Source organism: Limnofasciculus baicalensis BBK-W-15 (assembly GCF_024178385.1).
Taxonomy (GTDB): domain Bacteria; phylum Cyanobacteriota; class Cyanobacteriia; order Cyanobacteriales; family Coleofasciculaceae; genus Limnofasciculus; species Limnofasciculus baicalensis.
In genome coordinates, this window is the sequence record NZ_JAMZMM010000665.1 from 1 (window position 1) to 1,608 (window position 1,608).

Consider the following 1,608-nt stretch of genomic DNA (forward strand, 5'->3'; position numbering starts at 1 on the left):
CTTCTCCCCCTTACCCCTATGTCATTGTTACAAAAACTGGACAGCAAAAAAAAACAACCCCAAGGAAAAAAGAAAGATCGCCGAAACCTTTGGTTTGAAAAAGGAATGGCAATTGTAGCATCAGCGAACCTGTTTCTAGTGGTATTTGATTTAAGCTACATCCCCTTACGAGATTTCTGGCTTCAGCGCAAAATCCAGGTTTTTAGCTTTAAGATTGGTCCAATTGTGTCAAAAGGCTTTCCTGTCCCGATTCCCATTCCCAATATCACTCCATTTTATGACCCCATTAAAGGAATTGAACCTTATCGAGATACCGATCAGTATTTGGAAAAGGTTGTCCAATTGCAAAATCATCTGATCGAACCAGGATTGCGATCGAAAGAGGTAGCAGGAATCCTTGAAGATTTGCGCCGCCGCAGTGGAGAAATGATCAATACCAATCCATTTCTGGTTGCTAATAAGACGGGTACGATGGAAAAAATTAAAAACAAGATGCGTCAGCATGTTACGACATCAGAGGATTCGGCAAAAGAGTCATTTATGCAGTTTTGGAGCGGAGGAAATTTATCTAAAAATCCCGTAGAAGAACTTAATTTTTTTAACAAAGAGATTCGTCCTTTAATTGAAACAAACTACTTTCGTCCTATTGGAGAAAATGGTGAATTTGTAGACCTATTTGGGCTAATTGACTTCCCATTTTTTATCTTATTTGGTATAGAGTTTCTTGGACGTACCTGGTCTCTGGGTCGCCGTCACACGGGTGTGAGTTGGCTTGATGCCATGCTGTGGCGCTGGTACGATCTCTTTCTCCTAATCCCAATCTGCCGCTGGTTGCGTATTATTCCTGTAATAATTCGCTTAGATCAATCAAAGTTAATCGATCTCAGCGCTATTCAAAAGCAAATCCGTCAGGGATTTGTTGCCGAAATCGCTGGCGATATGACTCAAGTAATTGTAATTCGAGTGATTAACGAGGCGCAAGACTCAATTCGTCGCGGAGAAATTGCCAATTGGCTATCCCAACGGGATGCTCGTCCCTATATCGATCTTAATAATACCGATGAAGTCGCAACACTAACTAAGATTGGAGTGCAGCTAACTGTTTATAAGGTTCTTCCTGAAATCAGAGGTGATGTAGAAGCATTACTTAAACATCACTTGGAAAAGATTCTCAAGCAGTCCCAAGTGTATCAGGGATTGGAGCAAGTACCAGGTGTGGGAGAACTAAGAAATCAGCTAACAGAAAACCTCGTCAAACAAATTACTCAGACTATTTATGACGGTGTTAATATGGCAATTGAAGAAGATACAGTGGGAGAAGAACTATTTCAACGCCTAATTAAACACCTGATGGAAGCTTATGGCTCCCAGCTACAGGCAAAGCAGACATTAGAAGACGTTCAATCCCTAATCACGGATTTTTTAGAAGAAGTTAAAGTGAATTACGTTGAGCGTTTGTCCGAGGAAGATTTAGAGGAAATTCTCGACCAGACGAGAGCAATTGGTCAAATAAAAAGTACTTGATCTAAGTTTTGAGTTTTGAGTTTTGAGTTAATATTGAGAACTGAGAACTCAAAACTCTCCCCATCCCCCCATCCCCTCATTTCC

General features: G+C 40.8%; 1 protein-coding gene. It reads left to right on the top strand.

From position 1 onward, the window contains the following. The coding region (locus tag NJ959_RS29270) for a hypothetical protein (protein WP_309242726.1) at positions 1-1,524 on the top strand (1,524 nt) is incomplete at its 5' end. Between the last annotated feature and the right edge of the window lie 84 nt (positions 1,525-1,608).